This window comes from Pseudanabaena sp. FACHB-2040 (assembly GCF_014696715.1).
Lineage (GTDB): Bacteria > Cyanobacteriota > Cyanobacteriia > Phormidesmidales > Phormidesmidaceae > JACVSF01.
Genome location: NZ_JACJQO010000005.1, coordinates 960,966 through 982,082, shown reverse-complemented (window position 1 = coordinate 982,082; position 21,117 = coordinate 960,966). Strand labels below are relative to the sequence as shown.

Sequence of the window (21,117 nt, the reverse complement as noted above, 5' to 3'; positions counted from 1 at the left end):
TGTGAATCCAGGTATTGTGTTACTAACAAAGCGAGCACGAGGGGATCTACTAGGGTTAGCTGCTCCAACTTGCTGTTAGTATCAGCCGATTAGAGTAGCTGAGATGACATCCTTAGATGTTGTTTTTCAGTGTCCTTCAGCTATTCACTAAGTCTTATGCAATCCAGTCGCCGAGTCAACAACCGAAAACGTGTGCTGGTTATCTCTCAGCGAGATAATCCCGGTAAGGATCTAGTTGCCAATTCAGTTCCCTTCGAGTTCGAAGACTGGATTATTGAAATGGACTCAGCTGACATTGTCACCCCTCAGCACTTGCTAGGACGTGCTTCTACTGAGGCTTCTAAAGTTGGTGCCGCCAGAGAAACTACGGGTTTGAAGAGATCTCTCAAGGAGTGGCTGAAAACTAAGCTGCAATCAAATAGGTTGACAAAGGGCGTCTTTAAACTGATGCGAAAGATAGCCTGGACAACATCGTTCAAGCGCTTTGTAGCCCCTAAAGTCAGTGCAACTCCGCTAGATCAGGAGTACGATCTGCTCTACGTTATTTTGACAGAGCCTTGGGAGATTCTCAGCCTGCAGGCTATTCCTAACTGGCGTGAGAAATGCCGCTATGCAGTAGCTCACTTTGTTGAGCTGTGGCAGAAGGAGATTGACGATCTGAAAATTCTGCATAGAGAATATGCTGAGTTTGACAAGATCTACTCAAATACGTTCTACACCACAGAGGAGATCACGGAAGCGACAGGACGCCCCTGCGAATACCTGCCTTTTACGATAGATGCAGTGAAGTTTTGCCCCTATCCCAACCCGCCAGAAAGGTTTATTAAAGTTAGCTATATTGGGCGGCGCTCCCAAGTCACCCATGCAGCTCTGATGGAGCTGGCTGAAAAGGAATCGTTTTTCTACTTATACGATACGGCTAAGGTGTTCCGCACTCCTAACCACCGTGAGCACCGGAGTTTACTGGCTAATCAGCTCAAGCGCACCACTTATTTTTTTGCTAACCGCAGTAAGATTAACGACTCGTCTACAGCGGGACGCCCCCCAGAATTTGGCTGGCGTTTTTTTGAAGGCTTGGCAGCAGGTACAGTTGTTTTAGGCACTCCACCAGATACAGAAATCTTTGAGCAGTACTTCGATTGGCCTGATGCCGTTATTCGCCTGCCTTTTGACATGGAGAACATTGCCGACGTGTTGGCTGAGCTGGACAGTCAGCCGGAGCGGGTAGCCCAAATTCGCCGCGATAATTTGGTCAATGTTTTGAAAAGATACGATTGGCTTTACACCTGGAAGCACATCCTGGAGGATGCCAACCTGGCTTTGACCCTGCCACTGCAGCGTCGGAAGGAAAAGCTCAAAGATCTTGTTGAGTTGGTCAATGCTGACTTCTCTGAAATTGAGTTACCCACTCCTTTGCACGACGTGAGAAGGCCAGTTGCGTGACAGTTTTCCAAGGCGCTATCGCCCTGTGTTGACTCAGGAGTTTTAGTCTGGAGCAGGGCTGCTCTGCCCCATGGGGTCTTTGTTCTGAAAAACTCTACGGATCATCCACTCCATACCTTGGGGAAGGAGGCGGTAGCTTGCGGCGGATAGTTTTGCAGAGCCAACGACAATTTCTCGGCGGCGTTGAGTAACGGCCTTCCAGACGGCTGCAGCTACTTTTTCAGGTTTTTCTACAAAGGGAACTTGGACTACCTGCTCTACCTGCTTTCTACGGGCTTCTCTGTCGGCCTCGCTGTTGCCGCTAAAAATGGCCCGCTCTAAGAAGCTGGTTTTGATTATGTTGGGGTAAACGCCGCAGACGTGGATGCCTTTGGGGGCTAGCTCTGCGTGGAGAGAGCGAGTGAGGCCAGTGACGGCAAATTTACTGGTGCTGTAGGGCACTAGATAAGGCAGAGGCACCTTGCCGCCAATGGACCCAAGGTTGACGATTGTGCCTGCCCGCCGCGCTACAAAGTGAGGCAGCAGGGCATGAATGGTGTGGATGTAGCCCCACAGATTGGTGTCGATGGCTTGGTGCCAGTCTTCTAGAGAAAATTCATCGGCTGGGCCAGAGATGTAAATGCCGGCGTTGTTGACTAAGACATCAATGGTGCCAAATTCCGCTAGGGCTTTTTGAACCAGTGCCTCGACTTGGGCAGCGTCTTTTACGTCTGTGGGGACTACTAAAACAGAATGGTTGTTGGCAACAAGCTCTTCTGCAAACTGATTGAGGCGATCGCAATTGCGAGCTGCCAAAATCAGGTTATAGCCGTGGCGGGCAAAGAGAGATGCGATCGCACGACCAATTCCTTGGGATGCGCCGGTAATTAGAACAGTAGAAGCCATAGGAGCGAAGGTTGCTGTTGCTGGGTTTGCGGTTGAAACTTACTCCCAGTGTGTCGAACATTCGCTCCTGTACCGTCTGACTTATGAGGGATTTAGGGGGTTATTCCTCATCCTCTAGAACTTCATCCTCTACCTCAATGCTGGTGGTGGCTAGGGGCAAGGCTCCCATCTGCAGCTTTTCCTTGACCTGATCTTCAACCTTTTGGGCAAAGGCTGGGTCTTCCTGCATTCGCTGAATAGTGTTGTCGCGGCCTTGGCCGATGTTGTCACCTTCATAGCTGTACCAGGCTCCCTTGCGGCTGACGACGCCGGTCTGCTCAGCTAGGTCAATCAGACAGCCTAGGGTGGAGATGCCGTGGCCGAAGAGAATGTCGAATTCAGCGATGCGGAAGGGCGGAGCTACCTTGTTCTTCGCCACCTTCACCTTGGCCCGAATTCCGTACTCCTCGGTGCCCTTCTTAAGCGTCTGGATGCGGCGAATGTCGAGGCGAACGGAGGCATAGAACTTGAGGGCATTGCCGCCGGTAGTAGTCTCCGGGTTGCCGTAGGAAACCCCAATTTTCTGCCGCAGCTGGTTTAAAAAGATAACGGTGCACTGAGATTTGCCGATGTTGCCAGTGATTTTTCGTAGGGCCTGACTCATCAAGCGCGCCTGCAGACCTACGTGGACATCACCCATTTCTCCTTCGATCTCTGCGCGGGGCACCAGAGCCGCCACCGAGTCTACAACGATCACATCAACCGCAGAGGAGCGCACCAGCTGATCGACGACCTCTAGGCCCATTTCCCCAGTGTCAGGTTGGGCTATCAGCAGTTCATCAATGTCGACGCCTAGAGCTTGGGCATAGACTGGGTCGAGAGCATGCTCGGCATCGACAAAGGCAGCAACGCCACCGCGCTTCTGCACTTCTGCTAGGGCATGGAGCGCGACAGTGGTTTTACCGGAACTTTCTGGCCCGTAAATTTCGATTACCCGGCCTTTGGGCAGTCCACCGCCTAGCGCCAAATCAAGGGTTAGGGCTCCGGTGGGAATGGTCTCGATCTGCATTCGGTTAGCTTCTCCGAGACGCATGATCGAGCCTTTGCCAAAGTTGCGCTCAATCTGGTTCATTACCAGAGAGAGTGCCTTTTGCTTCTCTGAAGATTCGTTTTTAGACTCGTTTTTAGTGGCCATAATCCTGAGATAACTGGGATAACAGAGGGCGGGCAAGGTCAGCCGAGGGCGGTTGCCGACCTTGGGTCAGAACCGCTACCCCACAACAACAGGGCCAGGCAGGCAAGGAATTCACGTTGGGAAAACTTGAACTTGCCTGTCTTTTACACTTATAAGCTCAAGTATAGTACACTTGAACTAAATTAATAGATTTTATTTTGCCAGTGGGCTGTGCTCTGCTGCCCTAATCTTTCCCAGGGGGCTGGCAAGCCATTCAAATTAACGGCTGTGATAGTCGTAAGTGCGATCGCAAGGTGAGGGCCATGAATGAAGGCAGGCTGATAGAAATCGTAGCGTTCCCGGGGTGGATTGTGGGGGTCAGCCTGAACTGGGGCCTCTACCGCTGCTGGGTAATTACCCCTGAACTGGTCGTGCTCAACGATGGAGAAGACTACGAGACAAGCCAGATGGCCCTGGCCGCGGGGCGAGCACTGGTTGAGCTTTCCCTAGAGTCTGAGCTTTGATCGGGTTAGCTCAAGTCGTTGCCAGGTTAGAAGGGATGTCAAAAGGCACAATCCAGAGGTACAGGGTTGAGTCTTCTTCTGAGGGCTCTAGCCTAACCACCCGGTCGGGCTGCCAATCCCCCATATCAAACTGATGCGAGACAATGCGAGTACCGGGCCGCAGCTGGCTCAGCAGCCGGGGCCGCAGCCGCAAATTTAGGTGGGGCAACAGATAGATCGCTACGACCGTGGCATCAGCGAAGTCGCTGGCATAGAGATTTTCCTGGCGGAAGCCGATGCGATCGCCCACCCCTGCTTGTTGGGCAGATGCGATCGCAGCTTCAATCTGAACCGGATCGATATCAATGCCTACGCCCCGGCAGCCACACCGCTGAGCCGCCCGGATCAGCAGCCGCCCATCCCCACAGCCCAGGTCGTAGAACCGATCGGCTGCCGTAACCTGAGCTAGATCCAGCATGGCCTCAATGGCATCTGCTGGGGTGGGAATGAAGGCAATATCGGGCCGCGATGGGGGCAATGACATGAGAGTTCTGGCTGTATGGCCTGCTAAGCCGGGTTGATCTCAGCCCAGCGGGACTGAAGATCTTTAATTGTAAAGAGAGCCTCAAAGGTTAGCCCCTGCTGCTGATAGAGCTCTGCGCCACCCTGCAGTCGATCTACCAAGGCCAGCACCTGATTAACTTGGTAGCCTGCGCCCCGCAACCGTTCTACCGCCTTTAACGCCGACTGCCCCGTGGTAACGACGTCCTCCAGCACCACAACTGGGGTGCCCTCGGGCAGAGCTACGCCTTCAATATAGGCCTGGGTGCCGTGGCCTTTGGCCTCCTTGCGAATGATTAGAGGAAAGAGAGTGCGATCGCAGTCAGCCCCCGCCATACTCACAGCCGTCACCATCGGATCAGCCCCCAGCGTCAGCCCCGCTACGGCCTGGGCCTCTGCCGGTAACTGCTCCAGCAGCAGCCAGCCCACCATCCAGGCTCCTTGAGGGTGCAGCGTTACCTGTTTACCATTGATGTAGTACGAACTGCGCTGCCCTGAAGAGAGGACAAAATCTCCTTCCTTGTAGGCCACCTGGCACAACAAATTCAGTAGGTGCTGGCGTAGCGTTGGCTTACTTGCCTGTTTCAACGCACCCAGGTCAATCTCCAGCAGATGATTCATGGTCATGAAATTCCTTGTACTTGAGCTTTTTTCGAAGGTTTGAGGTATAAAGGACTAGCAAACAGACCCTCCAGCCAGACCGACTCACGCCGCCGCGATCGAACGGCTAAAGTTGAATGCCCTAGAGGTCTGCCAAAACCGCCAATAACATTTACGTGAGCAGTGTTGAGGAGTCAATTCATGGGTATCCCACTTAAGCGCATCACCGGCATCACCGTTGCTTTGGCCGCTGCCTGCCTAGCCGCTGCGCCAGCCGCCTTTGCCCAAAATGCCCCAACTATTCCAGAAGCCGTTGATGAAGCTTTCTTCAACTACTCAGGCGACTTCTTCCAGAATATGTCGATTACGGGGCGCGCCGGCTCAATATTGGGTTTAGGAGGGTTCTCCGAGCAGCAAATTGCTTGGGACTCCAACTCAGTCAGCGCCATCATTCAAGATCAGCTGACTGTGCAAAATACCATTGATCCCACAATTCGGGTTCCCGATCTAGCTAACCCCTTTAACACAACCCTGCTGCTGCTGCCCACTTACCAAAGCTCAGGCGGCGTTGTAGGCAGCCAGTTCATCTTCGAAACCGTTCCCAGACGCTAGTGCTCTGGAGCAAAGGGTTTGGGTAAGACTAACGAGGCAGATCCAGGGTACAGGAATCGAACCTGTCTGGGGCGAATTATGAGTTCGCTGCCTAATCCGCTCGGCCAACCCTGGGTTTGTTTCTATTATTCTATTACTAAGAACCAAAGGTGCATCCTTTGTCGCAATACTATAGCCAAATCTTCGCAGAAGAGCACGCTGGCCCAATAATTTTCCGGCAAATTTTCTGGCGGCTCAGCCATTTCACCTGACTCTTCCCTGTTTATTCACTCTCATCCCCTGCTTATATGAAAAGGAGTTCTCTGTGAATCCTGCTGTTGCATTTACGCTCATTCTGCTGTCCCTCATGATTGGGGGAGGGGTTGTGAGTGCTTCCTGGGGATATACGCTGGGGAGCCAGGCGCTGACGGGAGTCCGGCAGCCAGAGACCCGACCTACAAGCGGCACCCCAGTAACGCGAGAGAGTGGCGCTGGGGGCGACGGAACAGCGGCATTTCTCAGCGAAGCGGACATTCTTCAAGAGGTCAAGTCCCGCATTCAAAGTGGGGGGTCGGCCTCAAGCAACTGAGTTTTCTGAGGCAGGCTCAGCATCTCCTGGTTCAGGATGAAAAATATGCCACTACAATGACGGATGAGAGGTATTAGCTCAGTCTAGGAGCGTCGCAATTGCAGCTTGGTCTGATCGCACCTAGCCTGCTAACAGCAGTCACTTAACTTGAGCAGTTATTCCCACTGTTCTTTGCTCTGGGTTTTTGCCTTCTCTCCTTTCACGGCTAGTGTTAGCCCTGCTAGAGGATGTGCCCCTGGTTCGACGTACTGCTTGTGGTAATCTCCCCCGAACTAACAGCTGCAGATATCTCGACCCGATTGCTGGCGGTGCTGCTCCTCATTGGCTTAAACGCTTTTTTTGTAACAGCCGAGTTTTCCATTGTCTCGGTGCGCCGTTCTCGGGTAAGCCAGCTCGTTTCTCAAGGAGATGCTCAGGCGAAAACCGTGCAGCGGCTCCAGCGCAGCCTGGATCGGTTACTGTCAACCACCCAACTAGGGATCACCCTGGCCAGTTTGGCTCTAGGCTGGATTGGTGAGAGCACCCTAGCCGTTATCCTGTCCTTTTGGATTGCTCGCCTGCCGCTGCCCCCTACTGTGATTCAGGGAATGTCTCACTCCCTGTCGATTCCGCTCGCCTTTTTTCTAATTGCTTACCTGCAAATCGTGCTAGGTGAGCTCTGTCCCAAATCCGTCGCGATTCTCTACCCAGAGCAGCTGGCCCGGTTTTTGGGGCCGCCTAGTCTCACCATTGCCCGCTTATTCAACCCCTTTATTTGGATTCTCAATCAATCTACTCGATGGCTTTTGGGTCTAGTTGGCATCAAGTACAGCAATCAGTTTGGCTATAGCCGTCTCACCCCGGAGGAACTGCAGCTAATTATTAGCACCTCTGCTGAATCTCCCGGCCTAGAGGCAGATGAGCGGGAACTGCTGAACAACGTTTTTGAATTTCGAGATGTCACTGCTGGGGAAATTATGATTCCCCGTACCCAAATTGACTCGGTTCCTCAAGAGGCTTCCCTGCAAGAGGTGCTGGCGCTCATTGCTGAAGCTGGCCATTCCCGCTACCCTGCTATTGGCGAATCCTTAGATGATATTCGCGGCATTATTGACCTGCGGGATCTGCTGCAGCTTTTGGCCCGAGATCAGCTAGACCTCGACAGCTCAATTCAGACCAGCATTCGCCCGGCCCGATTTGTCGCAGAGTATATGCCGCTCCATGAGCTGCTACACACCATGCAGCGCACTGGCCAGGAAATGGTGATGGTCGTCGATGAGTTTGGCGGCACTGCTGGGCTTGTAACGTTGCGAGATGTAACCTCCGAGATCGTTGGGGACATTTACGAAGCGGATGATGAGGCTGAAGTCCTTGTCAAAATGTTGGATTATCAGTCGTTTTTAGTAAAGGCACAGACCAATATTGAAACGGTCAACGAGCTGTTGAGAGTCAATCTTCCCTTTGCCGAAGAATATCAAACTCTAGGAGGATTTTTGATCTACCAAATGCAAAAAATTCCTACGGAGGGAGACTGTCTCATCTACGAAGGGTTTGAGTGGGTAGTGTTGTCGGTAGATGGCCCTCGTTTGCAGGACATTCGAGCCCGTCGTTTAGAGGGACCAGATGCGGCAGCGGCTCTAGAAGAGCCTGCACTTTCGACCGCATCTGAGCAGCCCTTATTGTTTCCAGAGCCCTTTAGGGACGCTTAAGAAACTGCCACAGAGCCAAAAGGCGGTCAATATTCTGCCTAACATACTGGCAACAGAAACCCCTCTGCTCAAGCTGCTTGAGGTCTAGCTTAAAGAGCCGCATAGAATCTTTACAGAGCAAAGCATTGTGGTAATATCTGTTTGACTTTCCGCTAGCACACACGACTCTTTCCAAGTAAAACCCCCTGAATCCCGTATAAGGAGGGACAGGCGTGCAGGATCAGATGGCTTCCGTAAGTTCCGAAGAAATGCATTTACACCGAAATCTCCCAGAGCCTATTCGAGTTGGCGTGATTGGTATTGGCAATATGGGCCAGCACCATGCTCGGGTCTTGAGCCGCTTGAAGGATGTAGAGCTAGTTGGCGTTTCTGATGTCAATGTTGAGCGGGGTTTAGATACCGCAGGCAAGTATCGCATTCGATTTTTCGAGGATTATCTCGATCTGATTAAGCATGTAGATGCTGTTTGTATTGCTGTTCCTACGCGGCTCCACCATGCTGTCGGCATGGCCTGTCTGCAGGCAGGGGTACACGTGCTGATTGAGAAGCCGATTGCTGCCAGCATTACTGAAGCGGAGTCTTTGGTGAATGCTGCTGCTGCCTCTAACTGCATTTTGCAGGTAGGCCATATCGAGCGGTTTAATCCGGCTTTTCAAGAACTGCACAAGGTTCTCAAAACTGAAGAGCTACTGGCTTTAGAAGCTCGTCGCATGAGCCCTTATTCTCAGCGGGCTAACGATGTATCTGTCGTATTGGATCTGATGATCCACGACATTGACCTGCTACTGGAATTGGCTGGATCGTCTGTGGTGACGTTGACAGCGCGAGGCAGTCGAGCCTCTAGTTCTGGATATCTAGACTATGTAACGGCCACACTAGGGTTTGCTAACGGCATTGTTGCCACCTTGACCTCGAGTAAGGTAACTCACCGGAAAATTCGCACTATTACGGCTCACTGCAAGCAGTCTTTGACAGAAGCTGACTTTCTCAACAACGAAATTCTGATTCACCGTCAGACTACGGCCAACTGTTTGACCGATTACGGCCAAGTACTCTACCGCCAAGACGGTTTGATTGAAAAGGTCTACACCAGTAACATTGAGCCTCTCCACGCTGAGCTAGAGCACTTTGTTAACTGCGTGCGAGGGGGCGAGCAGCCCTCAGTTGGCGGGGAGCAAGCCCTTAAAGCTCTACGGTTGGCCAGCCTGATTGAGCAGATGGCGCTAGATGGCAAGAGCTGGCAGTCGATTGACCTGGCTTCAATGGATCTGGATATCGCTGTTTCTGTGTAGCTTGCTATAGGCGCTATGGCTTAACTAGAACGGGAGTGCCCAGGCTGATCTGAGTGTAGAGAGCTTGAATGTCAGACTCCCGCATTCGCACGCAGCCATGGGAAACCGCCTCGCCAATTAAGTCTTCCTCGTTGGTGCCGTGTAGCCCAATGTGGTGCTCGCCATCGGTCCAAAAACCGATCCAGCGGGAGCCTAGAGGGTTGTCAGGGCCGGGGCCAACGGGTTCTTGGGTAATCGGGTGGAGCCACGCGGGATTTTGCCGCATGTCTCGGACAATGAAGTTGCCTGCGGGAGTTTGCCAATCGTCTTGGCCAATGGCAACGTCGTAGCTGAGAATGACTTCGTCTTCCCGGTATAGCTCTAGCCGCCGCTGGCCCAGGTCGATTACAATCTGCTGGTTTCTGCCGGTCAGGGCAGTGGGAATGTGCTCTAGGGCAAAGGCCAGCCGCAATGTGCCGCTAGATTGAAACAGCGAGTCGTTGGGAACGTTGGCACCGGTTAGGTAGCCTTGCCATGCCCCCGTCGCTAATAGTCCGGCTGCTGTGTAGCAAAGCGCCATAAAACATCGCTTTATGGGCGATTGGGAAGTCATGGGTCTAACCTGTAAACCGGCCTCGGCAATGAGATTCTCTTTCCCCTAGGATAACCGCTTAAACCCGGCCTGACTGCCCTCCCAAGTCTTGTTAAGATAAGTCCTAGACAGCATGGGACAGGTAGGCAGCGTGGCAGTAAAACCAGATTGGTTACGGGTAAAAGCGCCTCAGTGGGAGCGAGTTGGCAATGTCAAAGCGATTCTGCAGGATCTGGGCTTAAATACTGTCTGTGAAGAGGCCTCTTGCCCCAACATTGGCGAGTGCTTTAATGCTGGAACGGCCACCTTTTTGATTATGGGTCCGGCCTGCACGCGGGCCTGCCCCTACTGCGATATTGACTTTGAGAAAAAGCCCCAGGCGCTAGATCCGACAGAGCCGCTACGGCTGGCCCAGGCGGTGCAGCGAATGAAGCTGAACCATGTGGTGATTACCTCGGTTAACCGGGATGACTTGCCCGATGGCGGTGCTTTGCAGTTTGTTCGCTGTATTGAAGCGGTGCGTCAGGCTTCTCCTGGCACTACGATTGAGGTGTTGATTCCTGACCTGTGTGGTAACTGGGAGGCTCTGGCCGTGATTCTCTCGGCCAACCCTGAGGTCTTGAACCACAACACAGAAACGGTGCCCCGACTGTACCGACGAGTCAGGCCTCAGGGCAACTACGATCGCACTTTGGAACTGCTGCAGCGAACCCGCGAATTGGCTCCCTGGGTTTACACCAAGTCTGGCATTATGGTGGGCTTGGGCGAAACCGATGAGGAGGTGCGCCAGGTGATGACGGACTTGCGATCGCACCACTGCGACATTCTCACCATTGGTCAATACCTGCAGCCCAGCGCCAAGCACTTACAGGTACAGACTTTTGTGACGCCGGAGCAATTTGAGGCGTGGCGGCAGGCGGGCGAGGAGATGGGCTTTTTGCAGGTGGTGTCGTCGCCGCTGACTCGCAGTTCTTACCACGCTGAGCAGGTGCGAGGCTTGATGGAGCGCTACCCCCGCTCAATTCCGGCGGTTGGGTGAGGCAGGTCGCTGTCAGCATCAGTGGGCGATGCGGGTGCGGGTGCGATCGGTTCAACCAGATCGAAGCTTGAGTAGTCGATGGCCCGTCGCCCGTCTTTAGTCCAGCAGAAAATGTCGCGCAGCCGGTAATTCCAGAAAATTTCCTGGGCTAAGAAGGAGTGGCGGGCGTGGATGGTCTGAGAGATGGTCTCGTCAATGCCGGTTAGAATCACAACGATTTCACCATTTGCTTCAGCCAGAGACTCTGCTGTTTCGCCGTAGAGAGGGCTGCTGGCCTCAATTGGGTGCATTGCCGTCCAAGATAGGGCAAACAGCGGCGTATGGGAACGGCTCAGTTTGAGGTCGTAGAAACGCCGGAAAAACTCCCCCTCGGCAGTTATCTCATCGCGCACTAGCGTGACCCAAAGTTGCGCTTCTAGAATGCGGTTACGCCGCTTGTTGGCGGTGCGAAACATCAGCGTCGGCACGCCATTTTGGGGAGCGATCACGGCGTAGTTGCTAAACAAAATGCGGGCGCTGGGTAGGGAAAAGCGGGCAAAGCTGATGCCGGTCGTTATCGCAATAAACAGCAGTCCGATAAAAGCTTCGATCACGACCAGCCCGTGGGCATAGAGGGTTTGGGGATACATGGCCCCGTAGCCAATTGAGGCCAGAGTCTGCACGCTGAAGAAGAACAGGTCGGTAAAGGAGCCGGGGCGGGTATTTGCGATCGCACCCTCGCCCCCCAGGAGATAGGCCAAGGCAAAGAGGGCATTAATCGCTAGATAAACCAGACCCATCAGCCCAATAAAACCGGGCCAGGAGATCTTCAGCAGGTGGTGATAGATGTCCTTCCAGGGTAAGTGAGTCTCTCCATAGCGCACCACGTCAGAAAATTCGCCTGCCCGTGAAGCAATGCGCGATGAGGGGCGACCTTTTGGCTTTAGCACCATACGATTTTTGAGTACTGCTAAAGGGGACTAAAAAGTTTCCCCAATTGTAGAGCTGAAGAAATTTTTGAGGTGTAGTTTACTTGGCTCGATTGGTCAGGGTGACGCCCGCGATCACTAGGCTGCCTCCCAACAGCAGCGAAGGCGCGATTGGCTCCGCTAGAACTAGAGCTGCTAGCGCGATCGCAAACACCGGCACCAGATTGATAAAAACCCCGGCTCGGGCTGGCCCCAGTGCCTGGATGCCCTGGTAGTACCAGACAAAGCCAACGGCAGAGCCAAAGATGCCCAAATAGGAAACGCCCAACCAAGTGACTGTAGACATTTGAGTGACAGCTCCCGCCAACCCTTCTGCAATCGCGGGCAGCAGCAGCAAAAGCGCCCCCACTAGGCAGGCATAGGTCGTGGCTACAAAAGGCGAGAGCTGACCCATGACCGACTTGCCCACTAGGGTATAGCCCATCCAGCTCAGGACGCAGCCCAGCATAAACAAATCGCCAATGCCAACACCGCCCGCCAGCAGGTTTAGCGGGTTGCCGTTGCCAATCACCAAAGCTGCCCCCAGCAGAGACAGGCCAATACCTGCCAGCTTTAGCAGCGATAGCTTTTCTCGGTAGACCAGGGCCGAGCCGAGTGCGATCGCAACCGGGTTCAAAGCAATGATCAAAGAAGCCCGACCCGCCGGAATCGTCTTCAGCCCCGAGAAGAAAAAGACATTGTAGGCAAAGATGCCGGTCAACCCCAGCAGCAGTATGGGTAAAACTTGGGGGCGCTTGAGCCGAGGCAGCGAGCCTTGAAAGCGGTAGGTGAGCAGCAGCAGGCAGAGAGAAGCAATGGCAAAGCGGCAAAATGCAGCAGTAAAAGGCCCTACCTCCCGCACCGCCAAACGTCCGGCAATAAAAGTGCCGCCCCACAAAAACATTGTTAAAACCAGCTTCAGGTAAGACAGCCGGTGGGATTGAGCGTTTAGCTGGGTCAAGGGAAGCACTCCTGGGCTAAGTATTTTGCACGCTAACCGTAAACCCCGCTTCAGCCCGTGATTTCTTAACTATATGTTCCGTTCGCCAACCGACGAACTCACCATAATTAAGTCATCTCGCCCCCCTGGAGGCAGTCTCGATGGTTTGGCTCGCCGCCCTGCTTGAGATCCTGGCATTTCTAGAATTTTTAACGTCTGCCCTGGGGCTCTCTCTAATGCTTTGGTCTGGGCTGTACTACGGGCTGAGCCTAGGCCTACAGCTAGACCTGATGCAGGCGGCAACCCTGGCTGGAGTCGTGGCGCTAATTTTCTATTTTCGCCTTGAGTAGCTGTGCTTCAGGCTTTGCAGCCGCTAGTCCTGGACAATAAGGCCGCAGCCTACTCGACTGCCCGCATTGCCGACAGGCTGGCTAAAATCGTCGGGATTGGCATGCAGAATGAAGGCATGATTGGTTACTGGATGCTCTCCTGCTGCCAATGTCAGCCCTGGAACGAGAGCTGTATAAAGGGCGGTGCCGTCTTCCCCAATCACGACGTTGCCCAAGTCACCCGCGTGGGCAGCGGCAAACCCATCTTCGATTAGGTAGCCGTGCTCTACGTCATCGGGGTTGTAATGGCCGCCTGCCGCATTGCCCGCATCCTCACAGCTATCCCCCGCATGGATATGAAAGCCGTGGGTGCCGGTGGGCGCACCTAAAAAGCTGACCTGAATGTCGAGACCCTCAGCGGTTTCTTCTAAGTGAGCTACGCCTAGAGCCAGGTTTTCATCGGTGGTGCTGTAAAGAACGGCCTGAGCAGTCCCTCCCGTAGCAGCCCAGGCGGCTGGCGCTACACCCAGGGCCAAGGCTATCGCTGCAATGAAGCTGATGATGAGGCGAAGGGGGCGATTTAGAGAAGACATCGGCGGGTTTCTCCCAGACAAATCTGCCCTGATCATACAGAGGTTTTTGGGGGTTCTAGTGTTTAACTCCCCTGCTACTGAGCTGTAGGCATTTGCAGACTAGGGCCGTGAGAAAAGTGAGAACATTGGGCTGAGAATATTGAGAAACTCTGCAACCGTTTGGATTTCTAACTGGCTCCTCCCATAATGGGCCAGGTAGCCGTCACAATAGGAAAAGCAACCTGGCCTACAGGTAAGAATTATTTCAGCCCGTTTCCGAGACCATCCCCGCACTCTAGCCAATTCCATGCACAAGACTCAAGACCTACACGTTGTAGAAACCCGTCCCTTGATCAGTCCGGCGCTGCTGCACCACGAACTGCCCCTCAGCGCAGAGGCTGCCGAGATCGTGGCTGGGACTCGCGATCGCATTCGCAACATTCTCTACAACGAAGATCGCCGCCTGCTGGTCATCGTTGGCCCCTGCTCTGTGCACGATGTCGATGCCGCTTACGAGTACGGTCAAAAGCTCTCAATGCTGCGCCACGAACTCTCAGGCCAGCTCGAAATCATTATGCGGGTATATTTTGAAAAGCCCCGCACCAACATTGGCTGGAAGGGCCTGATCAACGACCCCCACCTAGACGGCAGCTACGACATCAATACGGGTCTGCGGTTGGCCCGCAGGCTGCTGCTCGATCTGGCCCACATTGGCCTGCCCGCAGCCACCGAACTGCTAGACCCGATCACGCCTCAATACATCGCAGACATCATCTCCTGGACTGCCATCGGCGCGCGCACCACCGAGAGCCAGACCCACCGAGAAATGGCCTCTGGGCTGTCGATGCCGATTGGCTTTAAAAACAACACTGACGGCAGCCTGCAGGCCGCAACCAACGCCATGCTAGCCGCCAGCCGTCCCCACCATTTCCTGGGGATCAACCACCACGGGCTGGCCAGCATCGTCACGACAACGGGCAACCCCGACTGTCATCTGGTGCTGCGGGGCGGCAAAAACGGCCCCAACTACAACGCTGACCACGTCAACCAGGCAGCGGCAGAACTAATCAAGCTCAACCTCAACCCCCGCATCATGGTTGACTGCAGCCATGCCAACGCCAACAAAGACCACATGCAGCAGGTGCCTGTGCTAGAGAATCTGTCTGAGCAGATGCGCAGTGGTTCCCGGCACATTCTGGGTGTGATGATCGAGAGCCACCTCAAAGCAGGCAACCAACCTATCCCCCAAGATTTGAGCTCCTTAGTATACGGTCAGAGCATCACCGATGCCTGCGTGGACTTTGAAACCACCGCAAAGATGCTGCGAACCTTGGCAGGCGCAGTTGAGCCAATGATGCAGGCGGCAGCAAAGTAGGGCAGAAGGGGCAGGGGAGAAAAAGCATAAGTTAATGCGTGTCTGTACTGTCCTAATGCTCATCTCCTCTACTCCCTGCTCCCCGCTCCCTTCACGATTTAGCTACCCCGGCTATTAGATACGAGTTATATAGGTTCTGAAACAGAACGTAGAACATTGGCCCTAGGGCCATTTGGGGATTGAGAAAGGTCAGACAGAGCCAGATGGCAAGCATGGTATTTTTTTGGCCGAGGGACTGGCTGGTTTCTTGAGCCATTGTGGGTTTCCCTAGCCAGTGACCCACCCCAAAATTAAGGGCACAGAGAACGAGGGCGACTAAAGCCATGCCTGGCAGAGAGTTCCAGTTGCCGGATTCGTACAGGATGAAGTGACTGGTTCTAGAAGAGGCCAGCAGCAGGGCCAGCAGCCAGAGGTAAAAAGACAGATCCTTGATTGCAGTGAGTTGCTGGCTGACCTTAGGAGAGGTCCGGATCAAGATTTGAGAGAGCACCAGCGGCGCGGCAATCACTAATAGAGTGGCGTTTAGGATTTGCCCCATGCTGGCTGAACTGCTGTCACTGAGCAGCGGCAGCAGCAGCGGAATAGCTAACGCCATCAGGCCATTGGTCAAAATGACGGAGGCCGTAACGTAGTCCACCCGGCCTCTAAGAAATCGGGTGACTACAGGCGCGGCAGTGGCGGTCGGCGTAACGGCCAGTAGAAAAGCAATCAGCGCCAAGTCTGTATTGATTAGGCGAAACAGGGCAAAGGTTGCGATCGCAATTCCCCCCATCATCGCCAAAAGCCGCCACAGATGAGGATGCAGCAGCAGCTTTAGCGAAACGCGGCAGTCTAGCAGCGACAGAAACAGCATTGCCATCACGGCATAGCGAATCAAAAAGGCGTAGACGTAGCCCCCCGGCAGCAGCATCCCCACCGCAATGCTGACAAATAGAAGTTGCGATCGCAGCGGCAACCGTTTAAGGCTAAATCTCATTTAACTGCCCCCTTTCCTTGTAAAAGCGCTATCCCCCGCGCCCTGAGCCATTAGCCAAACCATAAGGGGGCTACTGAACCCGATGTTTTGCCATGTCTCCATCAATAGCGCATCTCAGCTCCCGGCAACATAGCCGTTGATACCAGGAGCAAGCCCCTCCCATCGGAGACAATGAAAATCTACCCTAGAGATCGGCCTTCAATGGATACTTACGGCAGCTGGCAGGATTGGGCTCTGACGATTGGCTACGTCACTTTTTTGACGTTTATCGCCTATCAGGTGTTGAAGCCGCCGGAGAAGTAGGACGTGGAGGAGCGGGGGAGCAGTCGAGCATGGCAGAAAAGGTGAGGGAGATAGGGGAGATGGGGAAGCGAGGTTTCTGCACTGCATGAGCCTAAAAATTGGGTACGAGCCGTCAAGCCTTCCCTGAAGCCCCATCCACTCATCTACCCACTTCCCCTACAAATCCTTCCCCTCACCCAGCGAATCCAGCAAACCCGACTCAACCATCAACCGGGGCCAGAGCAGCAGGAAAAAAGCCATCCAGACAGTGACGGGGATGCCGATGAGGAGGGTGAGCCACCAGCGCTCTAGGAGAATCCAGCTACCGCCAATTAGACCCACACCCGTGAGGGCGATGGACCAGGGCTGGCACCACCAGGGCTTGTATTGCCAGGGGCTGGGGGGTTGAGAAGGGGCAGAAGCGGATTCTAGCTTGGGCATAGTTGAAAAATGGGTTAACCGAACTCAATCATCCGCTTAAGCACACAGCTTAGCCTGCAGCTTACGAAAACAGCTTGGGGTAGATTTTTAGGGCGGCCAGCCGCGCCATGATTACAGTAGCCACCACCAGCCAGAGCAGGGAAAACGGCCACCAGGCTGGCAGGCCCATCGGCCAGCGCAATAAATCCGTTAGCGAGGCCAACGGCAAGACTCCAGCAATGCCCTGCAGCACACGGGGCAAGGTGTCGCGGGGGAAGTAGGTGCCGCAAAGGGTGAACATCGGAATGATCACGAGGAAGATCGGGACATTGACCTGATCGACTTTGCGAACCAGTCCTGCTATGAACAGGCCAAAGGCTCCAAACAAAAGACTGCCGAGCACAATCAGGGGCAGCGACAATAGCAGGTGGGGCAAGGCGTATAGGCCAGCTACAACCGAAACGAGTCCGGTCAGTGTCCCAGCAATGCTGCCTTTGGTAGCAGCCCAGAGCCAGTCACCCAAGAAAACGTCGGTGAAGCTAAGGGGAGCAGTCAGCAGCGCCTGCCAGGTCTTTTGAAAGTTGAGTCGAATAAAGCTGCTGTAAGCTCCTTCAAAAAAGGATTGAAACAGCACCCCAATGGCGATCATGCCGGGGGCGATGAACTGGGGGTAGGAAACTGGCTGATCTAGGTAAACCACATCGCCGATCAGCGGTGTCAGCCCGTAGCCAAAGGCCACCAGATAGATAATGGGCTCAGAAATAGGCGGTAAAAAGTTCACCAGCCAAGTACTGCGATATACCTGAAAGTGCCGCCACCAAACGGAATAAACGCCCCAAGGGGTAACGGCAACTCGCTTAACTCCAGTCATTCCAACAAAGTCCCAGTCAAACGCAGGAATACATCTTCTAAATTGGCCTGACGCCGCGCCAACCGCTGGGGATGGAGGGCTTCTATCTGCTGCCAAAGGGTGTCGGGCTGCTCTAACGGTAGGGTCATCAGGGTGGCGTTGCCAAAGGGGCGACTCCAGACACCAAACTGATCGGCTAGGGCCTGCAGCTTTTCGGGAGCAATGCCTTCTATCTCGGCTACTTCTCGCCCTACAACTCGCGCAATTAGATCCAGGGGCTGACCTTCGTCAATGACTTTGCCCTGCTGCAGGAGGAGAATGCGATCGCACAGCCGCTGCGCCTCATCCATGTAATGAGTGGTTAGCAGCACGCCGCAGCCCTCCGACTTTAGGTGCAGCACCAGTCGCCAAAAGTCTTGCCGGGCATCGGGGTCTAGCCCAGTGGTGGGTTCGTCTAGAAAAACCAGCCGAGGATGGTTGAGCAACGCTCGGGCCAGCACTAGCCGCCGCTTCATGCCGCCTGAAAGTTCATCGATCTGGTAATGCCCCTTGTCCCGCAGGTTGACCAGATCCAGCAGTTCCCCAGCACGTTGACGGGCTGCCTGTCCCCGGATGCGATAGTGATGGGCAAAGTGGGTCAGATTCTCAAAAACTGTAAAGTCAGGGTCGAGGTTGTCTTCCTGGGTGACAATGCCCATTTGGGTGCGGGCCTGCGGGCCTTGAGCCGGCATCTGCCAAGGCCCAAACTGAACAAACCCTCGCGAGGGCACTACCGACCCATAGAGCATCCCAACGGTGGTTGTTTTTCCGGCCCCATTAGGCCCAAGCAGGCCAACAATTTCCCCCGGCTCTAGCACGAAGTTGATGCCCTGCACCACCGCACTATCGCCATAGCATTTCCACAGGTCGTAGGCGGTTAACGTTGCGTTCAACGGCGTAGATGAGGTCGTCATGGGAGCAACGAATCAGCAATAGTTCATTTTGGCATGGGTAAGCAAAGCCAGGAATACGACCTTTGACAGAGGCAGGCTCAGCCATACCCTGAGAACCTATATGCGGTCGAGTGTTCTAGGGCTAGGGAAGGCGCTTTAGGGGGCCTTTCCTAGCCTGACAGGGCGTTAAAAAAATTAGACCTTGGTTTGTTTGCCAAAGAGTTTCCGGATGGCAGCTGTAAGTGGGGAAGAGTGGATTGGTAGATGCACCCTGATTAATTCCCTGGCTTCGGCTGGGGAATTTTTTTATCCTTTTTTTTCTTCTGGTTCTGGCTTAGTTCTCTGCTGCTCTTGAGCTTCGTAGGCCACGTTGATCTGGCTCTGCCGCTCGTAAAGCCAATTCATCCAGCTTGGGTCGAGGCGGGCGTGATACATCCCCTTCAAGAGCTGATTTACTAGGGCCTGCCGATAAACCCCTCGCTGCCGAAAGCGACGGGCTGAGGTAATAATCTTGTCTGGCAGCAGCACCGGGGCTCCAAACTGGCTGAGCTGCTGGCTCAGCACCGTGTCTTCAAAAATATCCATATCGGGGACGCCACCAATTTTTTCTAGCAACGAGCGACGCGCAAAAATGCAGTGGTCTAGGTAGAGAATTTGGCTGTAGTGCGATCGCACCCGATTGGAGTACCAGGAGGTAAACCGCAGCAGCCAGTGATCCAGGTCAAAGCTATGGTGAAAGCCGCCCCAAGCTACTTTAGGATCGGCCATCAGTGCCTCAATCTGTATCAGAGCGGTTCCTTCTGGCAGCAGCGTCGCTGGATGATGCAGCAACACAATTTCGCCGCTACTGGCGTAAATGCCGGCGGTTAGGCGCTGCGCCCGATTCTGGGCATCGGTTTCCAAAATTCGCCACTGGGGATGTTGGCGCAGCGTTTGCAGCGTGTCGTCATTGCAAGGGCTGACAACAGCAATCAGTTCCTTGGCTCCGGCTTGGGCAGCGAGATTGACCAAGATGCGCTCTAGATAGCCGTGGCGCATCTCATTGAGACAGGGCAAGACAACAGAGATCAAGGCATTGTCTAACGGAAAAATGCCTTTTGATCTTACGACTTGGGCAGAGGGCAAAACTGAGATGACCCTGAAACTGCTCTCGATCCTTGGCCGGTTTGTTGGGTCACGCTGCGCTTGAGGCCAACCTACGAGAGCCGTTTTCTTAGATTAGACTCCTTATTTCTGAGCTGACTGAGTGCTTCAAAGCAAACCCGGAACTGGAAAACAGAGAGACGCGATGAGCTCAATCTGAGCAATCCCCGCGTCTCTGAGTCTCTCTTACCCCGGCCCTTGTCTAGCAGAACCTTGACCCGACTAGACGACTAGACCGCCGCCGCTTCTGCAGGTTGACTAAAGGGTTTGAGCACAACCTTGGTGCAGTTTTCCTGCTTATCGCGGAAGATCTTGTAGGCGTGAGGAGCCTCTTCCAGCGGCAGCCTATGGCTGATCACAAAGGAAGGATCAATCTCTCCATTTTGAATGCGCTCTAGCAGAGGGCGCAGGTACTTCTGAACGTGGGTTTGGCCTGACTTCATCGTCAGGGCTTTGTTCACGAATGAGCCCATCGGCATTTTGTCGATAAAGCCACCGTAGACTCCCGGTACCGAGACTCGACCGCCTTTACGAACGGCAGCAATCGCCTGACGCAGCACCATGGCCCGGCCGGTCTCCATGCGAACTGCCTGCTTTACTGTGTCGTAAAGGGCGACAACCCCAGTGCCGTGGGCTTCTAAGCCAACCGCATCCATACAGGCGTCGGGGCCACGTCCGCCGGTCATTTCCTTCAGGGCAACCCCGGCATCCATCTCCTCGTAGTTGATAATTTCTGCCCCTAGTGATTGGGCCAAGGCCAGACGTTCTGGAAAGCGATCGATAGCGATCACCCGCTCGGCTCCCAGCATAAAGGCGCTGGCGATGCCAAACAGACCCACCGGACCGCAGCCAAACACGGCAATCGTATCTCCTGGCTCAATGTCGCAGTTCTCAGCGCCCATGTAGCCCGTGGGGAAAATGTCTGTCAGAAACAGCACCTTTTCATCAGATAGGCCATCGGGCACCTTCAGCGGACCCACGTCGGCGAAGGGGACGCGAGCATACTCAGCCTGGCCTCCGGCATAGCCACCCAGCAGGTGAGAGTAGCCAAATAGGCCTGCTGGAGAATGGCCCCAGAGCTTTTCAGCCATCCAGGCGTTGGGGTTGGAGTTGTCGCACAGAGACCAAAGGTCGCGATTGCAGAAGAAGCAGTGGCCGCAGGAAATCGTGAAGGGCACGACCACGCGATCGCCTACCTTCAGCTTTTTCACCTCGGGGCCAACTTCGACCACTTCGCCCATAAACTCATGGCCCAGGATATCTCCTGACTTCATGGTGGGAATATAGCCATCGTATAGATGAAGGTCTGAGCCGCAGATGGCCGTGGACGTGACCTTAATAATGGCATCCTGGGGATTGAGAATTTTGGGATCGGGAACGTTATCTACCCGAACGTCTTGGGCACCGTGCCAACAAACTGCCTTCATGTATGCTTC

24 protein-coding genes and 1 tRNA gene are annotated in these 21,117 nt (G+C 54.2%); 10 read left to right on the top strand and 15 right to left on the bottom strand.

Going from position 1 to position 21,117, the window contains the following annotated elements; all coding sequences use genetic code 11:
* Positions 1-156 precede the first annotated feature (156 nt).
* Positions 157-1,443 (top strand): glycosyltransferase, encoded by a 1,287-nt coding sequence (locus H6G13_RS08135; RefSeq protein ID WP_190482626.1) that lies wholly within the window; start codon positions 157-159, stop codon positions 1,441-1,443.
* A 42-nt stretch (positions 1,444-1,485) separates the two neighbouring features.
* Here the strand turns inward: H6G13_RS08135 and H6G13_RS08130 are convergent, their stop codons facing one another.
* Together H6G13_RS08130 and recA are read right to left on the bottom strand one after the other, a co-directional pair.
* The gene (locus H6G13_RS08130; RefSeq protein WP_190482625.1) at positions 1,486-2,328 is read right to left on the bottom strand and encodes an SDR family oxidoreductase; all 843 of its coding nucleotides are present in this window, start codon (positions 2,326-2,328) and stop codon (positions 1,486-1,488) included.
* A gap of 100 nt (positions 2,329-2,428) precedes the next feature.
* Positions 2,429-3,502 carry a recombinase RecA gene (recA, locus tag H6G13_RS08125; RefSeq protein ID WP_190482624.1) on the bottom strand — a complete coding sequence of 358 codons (1,074 nt, stop codon included), beginning with the start codon at positions 3,500-3,502 and terminating at the stop codon, positions 2,429-2,431.
* Positions 3,503-3,804: 302 nt separating this feature from the next.
* Between recA and H6G13_RS08120 the strand changes: the two genes are divergently transcribed.
* Positions 3,805-4,005, top strand: coding sequence for a hypothetical protein (locus tag H6G13_RS08120; protein WP_190482623.1), 201 nt, complete (start codon positions 3,805-3,807; stop codon positions 4,003-4,005).
* A 10-nt stretch (positions 4,006-4,015) separates the two neighbouring features.
* On the opposite strand, the gene H6G13_RS08115 is transcribed toward H6G13_RS08120, so the two are convergent.
* Together H6G13_RS08115 and pyrE are read right to left on the bottom strand one after the other, a co-directional pair.
* Positions 4,016-4,528, bottom strand: a complete 513-nt coding sequence (locus H6G13_RS08115; protein WP_190482622.1) for a class I SAM-dependent methyltransferase — start codon at positions 4,526-4,528, stop codon at positions 4,016-4,018.
* Between the two features lie 23 nt (positions 4,529-4,551).
* Positions 4,552-5,166 (bottom strand): orotate phosphoribosyltransferase, encoded by a 615-nt coding sequence (pyrE, locus tag H6G13_RS08110; protein ID WP_190482943.1) that lies wholly within the window; start codon positions 5,164-5,166, stop codon positions 4,552-4,554.
* Between the two features lie 180 nt (positions 5,167-5,346).
* Between pyrE and H6G13_RS08105 the strand changes: the two genes are divergently transcribed.
* Positions 5,347-5,757, top strand: a complete 411-nt coding sequence (locus H6G13_RS08105) for a hypothetical protein (RefSeq protein WP_190482621.1) — start codon at positions 5,347-5,349, stop codon at positions 5,755-5,757.
* 41 nt (positions 5,758-5,798) lie between these two features.
* On the opposite strand, the gene H6G13_RS08100 is transcribed toward H6G13_RS08105, so the two are convergent.
* A tRNA-Ile gene (locus tag H6G13_RS08100) sits at positions 5,799-5,871 on the bottom strand.
* A 190-nt stretch (positions 5,872-6,061) separates the two neighbouring features.
* On the opposite strand from H6G13_RS08100, the gene H6G13_RS08095 reads away from it, so the two are divergent.
* The 3 genes from H6G13_RS08095 (at position 6,062) to H6G13_RS08085 (ending at position 9,305) form a co-directional block, all read left to right on the top strand.
* Positions 6,062-6,325, top strand: coding sequence for a hypothetical protein (locus H6G13_RS08095; protein ID WP_190482620.1), 264 nt, complete (start codon positions 6,062-6,064; stop codon positions 6,323-6,325).
* Between the two features lie 227 nt (positions 6,326-6,552).
* A complete protein-coding gene (locus H6G13_RS08090) occupies positions 6,553-8,013 on the top strand; it encodes a hemolysin family protein (RefSeq protein WP_190482619.1) in 1,461 nt (486 codons plus the stop codon).
* 224 nt (positions 8,014-8,237) lie between these two features.
* Positions 8,238-9,305 carry a Gfo/Idh/MocA family oxidoreductase gene (locus H6G13_RS08085; RefSeq protein WP_347277443.1) on the top strand — a complete coding sequence of 356 codons (1,068 nt, stop codon included), beginning with the start codon at positions 8,238-8,240 and terminating at the stop codon, positions 9,303-9,305.
* A 13-nt stretch (positions 9,306-9,318) separates the two neighbouring features.
* Here the strand turns inward: H6G13_RS08085 and H6G13_RS08080 are convergent, their stop codons facing one another.
* Positions 9,319-9,897 (bottom strand): L,D-transpeptidase, encoded by a 579-nt coding sequence (locus tag H6G13_RS08080; protein WP_190482618.1) that lies wholly within the window; start codon positions 9,895-9,897, stop codon positions 9,319-9,321.
* Positions 9,898-10,027: 130 nt separating this feature from the next.
* On the opposite strand from H6G13_RS08080, the gene lipA reads away from it, so the two are divergent.
* Entirely contained in the window at positions 10,028-10,915 is an 888-nt protein-coding gene (lipA, locus tag H6G13_RS08075; protein WP_190482617.1) for a lipoyl synthase, read from the top strand.
* Here the strand turns inward: lipA and H6G13_RS08070 are convergent.
* Both H6G13_RS08070 and H6G13_RS08065 read right to left on the bottom strand, forming a co-directional pair.
* Positions 10,885-11,847, bottom strand: coding sequence for an ion channel (locus tag H6G13_RS08070; RefSeq protein WP_190482616.1), 963 nt, complete (start codon positions 11,845-11,847; stop codon positions 10,885-10,887). The two genes, lipA and H6G13_RS08070, sit on opposite strands and share 31 nt — an antisense overlap.
* A 76-nt stretch (positions 11,848-11,923) precedes the next feature.
* On the bottom strand, positions 11,924-12,823 hold the full coding sequence (locus tag H6G13_RS08065; protein ID WP_242028189.1) for a DMT family transporter: 900 nt from the start codon (positions 12,821-12,823) through the stop codon (positions 11,924-11,926).
* Positions 12,824-12,963: 140 nt separating this feature from the next.
* Here H6G13_RS08065 and H6G13_RS08060 point away from each other — a divergent pair, with 140 nt between their 5' ends.
* Positions 12,964-13,152, top strand: a complete 189-nt coding sequence (locus H6G13_RS08060; RefSeq protein ID WP_190482615.1) for a hypothetical protein — start codon at positions 12,964-12,966, stop codon at positions 13,150-13,152.
* Positions 13,153-13,175: 23 nt separating this feature from the next.
* On the opposite strand, the gene H6G13_RS08055 is transcribed toward H6G13_RS08060, so the two are convergent.
* A complete protein-coding gene (locus H6G13_RS08055; RefSeq protein WP_190482614.1) occupies positions 13,176-13,724 on the bottom strand; it encodes a superoxide dismutase family protein in 549 nt (182 codons plus the stop codon).
* A 286-nt stretch (positions 13,725-14,010) separates the two neighbouring features.
* Here H6G13_RS08055 and H6G13_RS08050 point away from each other — a divergent pair, with 286 nt between their 5' ends.
* Positions 14,011-15,078 (top strand): 3-deoxy-7-phosphoheptulonate synthase, encoded by a 1,068-nt coding sequence (locus H6G13_RS08050; protein ID WP_190482613.1) that lies wholly within the window; start codon positions 14,011-14,013, stop codon positions 15,076-15,078.
* Positions 15,079-15,169: 91 nt separating this feature from the next.
* Here the strand turns inward: H6G13_RS08050 and H6G13_RS08045 are convergent, their stop codons facing one another.
* Complete coding sequence (locus H6G13_RS08045; protein ID WP_190482612.1) at positions 15,170-16,054, bottom strand: hypothetical protein; 885 nt, start codon at positions 16,052-16,054, stop codon at positions 15,170-15,172.
* Between the two features lie 171 nt (positions 16,055-16,225).
* On the opposite strand from H6G13_RS08045, the gene H6G13_RS29075 reads away from it, so the two are divergent.
* Complete coding sequence (locus H6G13_RS29075; RefSeq protein WP_277882485.1) at positions 16,226-16,357, top strand: hypothetical protein; 132 nt, start codon at positions 16,226-16,228, stop codon at positions 16,355-16,357.
* 156 nt (positions 16,358-16,513) lie between these two features.
* Here H6G13_RS29075 and H6G13_RS08040 read toward each other — a convergent pair whose 3' ends face one another.
* From H6G13_RS08040 to H6G13_RS08020, 5 genes are all read right to left on the bottom strand, one after another.
* A complete protein-coding gene (locus tag H6G13_RS08040; protein ID WP_190482611.1) occupies positions 16,514-16,777 on the bottom strand; it encodes a DUF6737 family protein in 264 nt (87 codons plus the stop codon).
* Positions 16,778-16,838: 61 nt separating this feature from the next.
* Positions 16,839-17,627, bottom strand: a complete 789-nt coding sequence (locus H6G13_RS08035) for an ABC transporter permease (protein WP_190482610.1) — start codon at positions 17,625-17,627, stop codon at positions 16,839-16,841.
* Positions 17,624-18,559, bottom strand: coding sequence for an ABC transporter ATP-binding protein (locus H6G13_RS08030; protein WP_190482609.1), 936 nt, complete (start codon positions 18,557-18,559; stop codon positions 17,624-17,626). Before H6G13_RS08030 ends, H6G13_RS08035 begins: the two co-directional genes overlap by 4 nt.
* A gap of 285 nt (positions 18,560-18,844) precedes the next feature.
* On the bottom strand, positions 18,845-19,609 hold the full coding sequence (locus tag H6G13_RS08025; RefSeq protein ID WP_242028188.1) for a glycosyltransferase: 765 nt from the start codon (positions 19,607-19,609) through the stop codon (positions 18,845-18,847).
* Positions 19,610-19,911: 302 nt separating this feature from the next.
* Positions 19,912-21,108 (bottom strand): zinc-dependent alcohol dehydrogenase, encoded by a 1,197-nt coding sequence (locus H6G13_RS08020; RefSeq protein ID WP_190482608.1) that lies wholly within the window; start codon positions 21,106-21,108, stop codon positions 19,912-19,914.
* Positions 21,109-21,117 lie beyond the last annotated feature (9 nt).